Annotated in this window: 8 protein-coding genes and 2 tRNA genes; all 10 read right to left on the bottom strand. The window is 55.9% G+C overall.

Going from position 1 to position 8,578, the window contains the following annotated elements; all coding sequences use genetic code 11:
* Positions 1 to 2: 2 nt before the first annotated feature.
* Positions 3 to 79, bottom strand: a tRNA-Arg gene (locus OGX81_RS09345).
* 3 nt (positions 80 to 82) lie between these two features.
* A tRNA-Ser gene (locus tag OGX81_RS09340) sits at positions 83 to 175 on the bottom strand.
* 339 nt (positions 176 to 514) lie between these two features.
* Positions 515 to 700 carry a carbon storage regulator CsrA gene (csrA, locus tag OGX81_RS09335; protein WP_000906486.1) on the bottom strand — a complete coding sequence of 62 codons (186 nt, stop codon included), beginning with the start codon at positions 698 to 700 and terminating at the stop codon, positions 515 to 517.
* A gap of 239 nt (positions 701 to 939) precedes the next feature.
* Positions 940 to 3,567, bottom strand: coding sequence for an alanine--tRNA ligase (gene alaS / locus OGX81_RS09330; protein WP_104868277.1), 2,628 nt, complete (start codon positions 3,565 to 3,567; stop codon positions 940 to 942).
* Positions 3,568 to 3,698: 131 nt separating this feature from the next.
* On the bottom strand, positions 3,699 to 4,199 hold the full coding sequence (recX, locus tag OGX81_RS09325) for a recombination regulator RecX (RefSeq protein WP_024130885.1): 501 nt from the start codon (positions 4,197 to 4,199) through the stop codon (positions 3,699 to 3,701).
* Between the two features lie 106 nt (positions 4,200 to 4,305).
* A complete protein-coding gene (gene recA, locus OGX81_RS09320; protein ID WP_012134806.1) occupies positions 4,306 to 5,370 on the bottom strand; it encodes a recombinase RecA in 1,065 nt (354 codons plus the stop codon).
* Positions 5,371 to 5,466: 96 nt separating this feature from the next.
* Entirely contained in the window at positions 5,467 to 5,964 is a 498-nt protein-coding gene (pncC, locus tag OGX81_RS09315) for a nicotinamide-nucleotide amidase (RefSeq protein ID WP_024130886.1), read from the bottom strand.
* A 129-nt stretch (positions 5,965 to 6,093) separates the two neighbouring features.
* Positions 6,094 to 6,972: a metal ABC transporter substrate-binding protein gene (locus OGX81_RS09310; protein ID WP_024130887.1), complete on the bottom strand. Its 879-nt coding sequence runs from the start codon at positions 6,970 to 6,972 to the stop codon at positions 6,094 to 6,096.
* 14 nt (positions 6,973 to 6,986) lie between these two features.
* A complete protein-coding gene (locus tag OGX81_RS09305; RefSeq protein ID WP_012134809.1) occupies positions 6,987 to 7,847 on the bottom strand; it encodes a metal ABC transporter permease in 861 nt (286 codons plus the stop codon).
* On the bottom strand, positions 7,844 to 8,497 hold the full coding sequence (locus OGX81_RS09300; protein WP_104868276.1) for a metal ABC transporter ATP-binding protein: 654 nt from the start codon (positions 8,495 to 8,497) through the stop codon (positions 7,844 to 7,846). Before OGX81_RS09300 ends, OGX81_RS09305 begins: the two co-directional genes overlap by 4 nt.
* Between the last annotated feature and the right edge of the window lie 81 nt (positions 8,498 to 8,578).

Below are 8,578 nucleotides of genomic sequence, written 5' to 3'. Positions count from 1 at the left end.
GATGGTGCATCCGGGAGGATTCGAACCTCCGACCGCTCGGTTCGTAGCCGAGTACTCTATCCAGCTGAGCTACGGATGCAAATGGCGGTGAGGCGGGGATTCGAACCCCGGATGCAGCTTTTGACCGCATACTCCCTTAGCAGGGGAGCGCCTTCAGCCTCTCGGCCACCTCACCACGCGCCTCTTACGAGTGCTTCGAAGAACTTGTTTCTGCTCATCGTCGCTGCGTGGCGCACATATTACTTTCTGGGACTTATAAGTCAAACAATTTTTCCCGCGCTTTTATCGTTTGCACACTTCACGCTCAATTAGTCTGCAAAAACGGCAAAAAGGGTGTTTTATCAACAAATAAATCGGCGTGTTACACCGCCTGAGCGCAGGCAGAAAAACAGAATAACCAGGAAAGAGTCTGCCGGCACGGGAAGCGATACGGAAAAAAGTGAAGAAAAATGAAAAAGAGAAAGGACGCGAGGAGCAGGTTGCGCCTCATCGGAAGAGATGAGACGCGAAAACCTTAGTAACTGGACTGCTGGGATTTTTCAGCCTGGATACGCTGGTAGATCTCCTCACGATGGACAGAGACTTCTTTCGGGGCGTTTACGCCAATGCGCACCTGGTTGCCCTTTACCCCTAAAACTGTCACGGTGACCTCATCTCCAATCATGAGGGTCTCACCAACTCGACGAGTCAGAATCAGCATTCTTTGCTCCTTGAAAGATTAAAAGAGTCGGGTCTCTCTGTATCCCGGCATTATCCATCATATAACGCCAAAAAGTAAGCGATGACAAACACGTAAAGTGTAAGCAGTCACGGCATCACATTCTGTTAAACCTAAGTTTAGCCGATATACACAACTTCAACCTGACTTTATCGTTGTCAATAACGTTGATGCAAACGCCGCAGACCGGGGCCTGCGGCGTTAGATAACGCTTATAGTTATTACAGTTTTGCGCTAACCCAGCCTTTCACACTGGCTAACGCTGCTGGCAGAGCAGCCGCATCCGTACCACCGGCTTGCGCCATGTCTGGACGTCCGCCGCCCTTGCCGCCCACCTGCTGAGCGACCATGCCGACCAGCTCCCCTGCTTTCACGCGGTCGGTCACATCCTTCGACACGCCCGCAATCAGAGAAACCTTACCTTCCGCTACCGTTGCAAGAACGATAACGGTAGAACCCAGTTGATTTTTCAGATCATCAACCATCGTACGCAGCATTTTTGGCTCAACGCCCGCAAGCTCGCTAACCAGCAGCTTCACGCCGTTGATATCAACCGCTTTGCTGGAAAGGTTCGCACTTTCCTGCGCGGCAGCCTGTTCTTTCAACTGCTGCAACTCTTTTTCAAGCTGACGCGTACGTTCCAGTACAGAACGGACTTTTTCGCCCAGATTCTGGCTGTCGCCCTTCAGCAACTGTGCGATATCGCTTAAGCGATCGCTTTCAGCGTGCAGCGTAGCAATCGCGCCTTCGCCCGTAACCGCTTCAATACGACGAACGCCTGCCGCAGTACCGGATTCAGAAACGATGCGGAACAGACCGATATCCCCCGTACGGCTGGCGTGCGTACCGCCACACAGTTCGGTGGAGAAATCGCCCATGCTCAGCACACGAACGCGATCGTCATACTTCTCGCCAAACAGCGCCATTGCGCCTTTAGCTTTCGCCGCTTCAAGGTCCATGATGTTGGTTTCGACCGGCAGGTTGCGACGGATTTGCGCATTCACCAGATCTTCCACCGCACGGATTTCAGACGGTTTCATCGCTTCATTATGCGAGAAGTCGAAACGCAGGACTTTGTCGTTAACCAGCGAGCCTTTCTGCGCTACGTGCGTGCCCAGAATCTGGCGCAGCGCCGCGTGCATCAGGTGCGTCGCAGAGTGGTTCAGGCGAATACGCGCCCGGCGAGCGTCATCCACATCAGCCTGCACCGCATCGCCCACTTTCAGGGAACCGGTCGAAAGCGTACCGATATGTCCAATCGCCTGGCCATATTTTTGCGTATCGCTAACCGCAAACGCGAAGCCTGCGCCTTTCAGTTCGCCTTTATCGCCAACCTGACCACCGGATTCCGCATAGAACGGCGTCTGATCCAGCACGACAACGGCTTCCTGACCCGCGCTAATCGCATCTACCGCTTTACCATCCACAAACAGCGCGGTCACTTTACCGTTCAGTTCCAGATGCTCATAACCTTTAAATTCTGACGCGCCGTCAACGCGGATCATCGCGTTATAGTCTGCGCCAAAACCGCTGGCCTCACGCGCACGACGACGCTGTTCTTCCATCGCGGCTTCAAATCCCGCTTCATCAACTTTGATGTTGCGCTCGCGGCAAACGTCCGCCGTCAGGTCAACCGGGAAGCCGTAGGTGTCATACAGACGGAAAGCGGTTTCGCCATCCAGCGTGTCGCCGGAAAGCTTCGCCAGCTCTTCGTCCAGCAGCGCCAGACCACGTTCCAGCGTACGGGCAAACTGCTCTTCTTCCGTTTTCAGAACCTGCTCAACCTGCGCCTGCTGGCGCTTCAGCTCTTCACCGGCAGAGCCCATAACGTCAATCAGCGGCCCAACCAGCTTGTAGAAGAAGGTCTCTTTCGCGCCCAGCATGTTGCCATGACGAACCGCACGACGAATGATACGGCGCAGCACATAGCCACGGTTTTCATTCGACGGAACCACGCCGTCGGCGATCAGGAAAGCGCAGGAACGGATGTGGTCGGCAATCACGCGCAGCGACTTGTTGCTCAGGTCGGTCGCGCCAGTCACCTTCGCAACGGCTTCAATCAACGTGCGGAACAGGTCAATTTCATAGTTGGAGTTAACGTGTTGCAACACAGCGGCAATACGCTCCAGACCCATACCGGTATCGACGGACGGCTTCGGCAGCGGTTCCATCGTACCGTCAGCCTGACGGTTGAACTGCATGAAGACGATGTTCCAGATCTCAATATAGCGATCGCCATCTTCTTCCGGGCTTCCCGGAGGGCCGCCCCAGATGTGATCGCCGTGGTCGTAAAAAATCTCGGTACATGGACCGCACGGCCCTGTATCGCCCATCTGCCAGAAGTTGTCGGACGCGTATGCCGCGCCTTTGTTATCACCAATTCGAATGATACGTTCACGCGGAATGCCGACTTCTTTTTCCCAGATCTCGTAGGCTTCATCGTCAGTTTCATAGACGGTCACCCACAGACGCTCTTTTGGCAGGGCAAACCAGTTTTCACCGGTCAGCAGTTCCCACGCAAACTGAATAGCGTCGTGTTTGAAATAGTCGCCGAAGCTGAAGTTACCCAGCATTTCGAAGAAGGTGTGGTGACGTGCAGTGTAACCGACGTTTTCCAGATCGTTGTGTTTACCACCCGCACGTACGCAACGCTGCGAAGTGGTGGCGCGGGAATAATTACGCTTGTCGAGCCCAAGGAAAACATCCTTGAACTGGTTCATCCCGGCGTTGGTAAACAACAAAGTTGGGTCATTGTTTGGCACCAGGGAGCTGCTGGCAACTACCTGATGTCCCTTACTGTGGAAAAAATCGAGAAACGCCTGACGGATCTCAGCGGTGCTCTTGCTCATAATTATCCTGAAATCAAGCTAACGAAATATCATTACCCGCCTCAGCGCTCATATGCCCTGCCCGGCTGGCAATTGAAAAAAGTGGGAATAAGATAAGTTTTCTTTACGGGGAAGTAAAATCCCGTATGCAGTCAATCGTCAAAATTTCGCCATATCTCCTGAATATCCTCCATCAGATAGCCACGATAAAGCAGGAAACGCTGGACTTTGACCTTTTCCGAAAATGCGGCTGGTAAGGGTTCGCCATATTTGCGGATCGCCTGTTCTCGTGCAAGACGCAACCACTCAATCTCGCATTCACGCATTGCGCGCTCAATCGCCTCACGCGCAATGCCTTTTTGATTCAGCTCCTGCCGAATACGTGCCGGGCCATAACCTTTACGGCTGCGGCTGGCGATAAAGCGCGAAACAAAACGATGATCATCAAGGTAGTTGTGCTCATGGCACCAGGCGATAACCCGTTCATAGTCTTCCGGCGCCGCATCGATCTCTTCCGGCCCGTTTTTTCCCATAACCGGTGCGGAGAGTTTACGCCGCAGTTCCTGTTCACTGTGATCGCGTACCGCCAGAATACGTACCGCGCGATCCAGCAGACGGTTATATGCGGGGCGTCGCGGTGTGGATTCACTCATAACAAACCTTCGGAAAAAGAAATGCAAAAAGGGCCGCAAGATATGCAGCCCTTCAAAGTATAAGCCCGATAAGGCGCCAGAGCGCCGCCACCGGGCAATGCAACGATTAGAAATCTTCGTTGGTTTCTTTCACACCTTCACCGTTGTCATCAACGGAGAAGTCTGGCGTCGAGTCCTGGTTGCTCAGCAGCAGCTCACGCACTTTTTTCTCGATCTCTTTGGCGGTCGCCGGGTTCTCTTTCAGCCAGGCAGTGGCATTCGCTTTACCCTGACCGATTTTCTCGCCGTTATAGCTGTACCATGCACCGGCTTTCTCGATCAGCTTCTCTTTCACGCCCAGGTCAACCAGTTCGCCATAGAAGTTAATGCCTTCGCCATAGAGGATCTGGAACTCTGCCTGTTTAAACGGCGCGGCGATTTTGTTCTTCACAACCTTCACGCGGGTTTCGCTACCCACGACGTTTTCGCCCTCTTTCACCGCGCCGATACGGCGGATATCCAGACGAACGGACGCGTAGAATTTCAGCGCGTTACCCCCGGTAGTGGTTTCCGGGTTGCCGAACATGACGCCAATTTTCATACGGATCTGGTTGATGAAGATCAGCAGGGTGTTGGACTGTTTCAGGTTACCGGCCAGCTTACGCATCGCCTGGCTCATCATACGCGCCGCGAGGCCCATATGAGAGTCGCCGATTTCACCTTCGATTTCCGCTTTCGGCGTCAACGCCGCCACGGAGTCAACAACGATAACGTCTACAGCGCCTGAACGCGCCAGCGCATCACAGATTTCCAGCGCCTGCTCGCCGGTGTCCGGCTGGGAGCACAGCAGGTTGTCGATATCGACGCCCAGTTTGCGGGCATAGATAGGGTCCAGCGCATGTTCGGCGTCGATAAACGCACAGGTTTTGCCTTCACGCTGTGCAGCGGCAATCACCTGAAGCGTCAGGGTGGTTTTACCGGAGGATTCCGGCCCGTAGATTTCTACGATACGCCCCATCGGCAGGCCACCCGCGCCCAGCGCGATATCCAGAGAAAGCGAACCGGTGGAGATGGTTTCCACATCCATGGAACGGTCTTCACCCAGGCGCATGATGGAGCCTTTACCGAATTGTTTTTCGATCTGGCCCAGCGCTGCCGCCAACGCTTTCTGTTTGTTTTCGTCGATAGCCATTAACTACTCCTGTCATGAGCCGGGGTCCGCTTGCGCTTGTACCGGATAGTGAATTCTGTACTGTTAGGTGCGATTATACTGTACAGTCATACAGTATCAAGTGTTTTGTAGAAATTGTTGCCAGAGCGTTTTGAGCGCATATTCCGTCGCCTGGCGACGTACGCTGTCACGGTCGCCGCTAAAGCACTCCCGGCGGGTGATCCCCTCGCCCTGTGCGGTTGCGAAACCAAACCAGACAGTGCCGACGGGCTTCACGTCGCTGCCGCCGTCCGGCCCGGCAATGCCGCTGATAGAAACGGCATAATCCGCGCGGGCCGCTCTGAGCGCGCCAATCGCCATCTCAATCACCACCGGTTCGCTGACCGCGCCGTGCTGCTCAAGCGTCGGTTCGCGCACGCCAATCATTTGCGCTTTCGCTTCATTACTGTAGGTAACAAAACCGCGTTCAAACCAGGCGGAACTCCCGGCGATATCGGTAATCACTTTCGCTACCCAACCGCCCGTGCAGGACTCCGCTGTCGTCAGCGTTGCGCCGCGCTGTTTCAGCGCCAGCCCTACCACTTCGCTTAACTGCATCAATTCATGGTCAGTCATCATCGCTTAAGGCTCCTGAAAAACGTGCAGCACAAGATAGCACTTTCTGAGCAGATATGGGGACGAGGTGCGGATTTTACGAGGAGGCTTCAGAAAAAAGCCGATGCGAAGCATCGGCCAATCGTACGGTTACTTCATGCTGTTGGCGATGGTCTCAACATTGTGGCGAAACGCTTTTACGTAGCTATCCGCCACGCCGCCTTTTGCCGACAAGGCTTCAGGATACAGCTCGCCGCCCGGCTGCGCGCCCGTCGCGCTGGCGATCTGTTTTACCAGACGCGGATCGAGCTGATTCTCCATAAACCAGGTGTTCACCCCATCCGCTTTAATCTGCTTAATGAGCGCGGCGACCTGCGCGGCAGAGGCTTCACTTTCCGACGACAGCCCCTGCGGCGCCAAAAACTCAACGCCGTAGGCGCGACCGAAATAACCGAAGGCGTCGTGGCTGGTCAGCACCTTGCGTTTCTCCTGCGGGATCTGGCTAAAGCGCGCTTTCGCCCACGCGTCCAGTTCAGTCAGCTGTGCGATATAAGGTTTGCCGGAAGCCTCCAGCGCGGCTTTATCCTGCGGGTCGGCGTTGACCAGCCCGGAAAGAATATTCTGCGCATACAGCGCGCCGTTCGCTGCGCTATTCCAGGCATGCGGATCGGTGACGGTTTCGCCGTCTTCATCCAGCGTATGCGTCTTCACCCCGTCGGAAGCCACCACCAGCGTACCTTTGAAACCGGAGGCTTTTACCAGCCGGTCAAGCCAACCCTCCAGTCCCAGACCGTTCACTACCACCACATCCGCTTTGCTCAACGCCGCGCTGTCTTTCGGCGAAGGCTCGAAGGTATGCGGATCGCCATCCGGCCCAACCAGCGTAGTGACGTTGACATTCTTGCCGCCGACCTCCTGGGTGATGTCGCCGAGAATAGAAAAACTCGTCACCACATTCAGCGTTTTCGCCAGCGCGCCTTGCGTCATCAACCCCAGCGCGAGCGCAATCATTACCCCTGTACGTTTCATCTTTTCCCCTTGCATTAAAAAAGCGCGCGCAGACTGTCAGCCAGCCTGCTGCGCGTGCCGAATAAAATGGAAATAAAGAACAGCGCGCTGGCGGTCAGCACAATCGACGGCCCGGCGGGTAAACTCACCGCCCAGGAAAGGCTTAGCCCCAGCCATGCACAGACGACGCCGCTGCCGCCGGCGAGCAATAACAGCCCCGGTAACGTGCGCGCCCAGCAGCGGGCCGCAACGGCAGGAAGCATCATCAGCCCTACCGCCATCAGCGTGCCGAGTACCTGAAAGCCAGCCACCAGATTCAACACCAGCAACGAGAGAAACAGCCCGTGCAGCAGCGAAGGCAGCCAGCGCGCGTTAACCTGCAACCATGCGGTATCAAACGCTTCACTCACCAGACCACGATAGAAAATCGCCAGCATGATCAATGTGAATGCGCATACCCCCGCCACGAACAGCGCGGAATCGCGATCGACCGCCAGAATGGAACCAAACAGAAGATGCAGCAGATCGACATTTGACCCGCGCAGCGACACCAGCGTAACCCCCAGCGCCAGCGATCCCAGGTAGAACCCGGCGAAGCTGGCGTCTTCTTTTAGCGGCGTACGGCGACTCACCATTCCCGCCACCAGCGCTACCGTAATCCCGGCGATAAACCCGCCAATGCTCATTGCCAGCAATGACATTCCACTGAGCAGATAGCCCACCGCCACGCCGGGTAGCACCGCATGCGACAGCGCGTCTCCCATCAGGCTCATACGTCGCAGCAGTAAAAAGACGCCAAGCGCCGTCGTGCTGACCGAAAGCGCCAGACAGACCACCAGCGCCCGCCGCATAAAGCCGTATTCAATAAACGGCTGAAAGAAGATATGCCAGATCATGCCACCCTCACCCGCTCGGTCATCCAGTGAGACACATCCGTATCCAGCCGTAACGTCTGCGGAAAATAGCGCGCCACCCGTTCGCTGTCGTGCAGCACCGCCAGCACCGTTTGCCCTCGCTGATACATCTCCAGCATCAGCCCCATCAGTGCGTTGCAGGTCTCCTCATCCACGCCGGTAAAGGGTTCATCCAGCATGACCAGCGGCGCTTCCTGCACCAGCACACGGGCAAACAACATGCGTTGAAACTGGCCGCCGGAGAGTTCATCAATGGTCATCGTCGCCATTGCCTCCAGCCCCACGCGCTCAATAGCGTGGGCAATACGCAGACGGGTTTTGCGTTGAAATCCCCCCAGCAGGGAAATATCAGGCCAGCACCCCATGCTCACCACGTCCTGAACGGTAAGCGGAAACTGCGTCTCCAGCGCGTGACGTTGCGCCAACCAGCCAATTACCGGGCGGCGTCCGCGCCAGCGAAATGCGCCGCTCACCGGAGGAAGAAAACCGGCCAGCGTTTTCAGCAGCGTTGATTTGCCGCAGCCGTTAGCGCCGATAATCGCCGTCATGCTGCCGCGTTCCAGCGTGCCGGTCAGCGGCGACGTGACTGGCTGTCGCTCGTAACCAGCCACCAGTTGATTCAGGATAATCATGGCAATGCCACCGCCCAGCGCACGGCCAGTCCGATACACAAAACAAGCGCGATAGCCATCAACAGGCGAGTCAGAGCCGAA

It is taken from the genome of Citrobacter sp. CK206 (assembly GCF_030333125.1).
GTDB lineage: Bacteria > Pseudomonadota > Gammaproteobacteria > Enterobacterales > Enterobacteriaceae > Citrobacter_B > Citrobacter_B koseri.
Note: the sequence above shows the minus strand (reverse complement) of the source record. Positions and strands in the feature narration are given on the sequence as shown.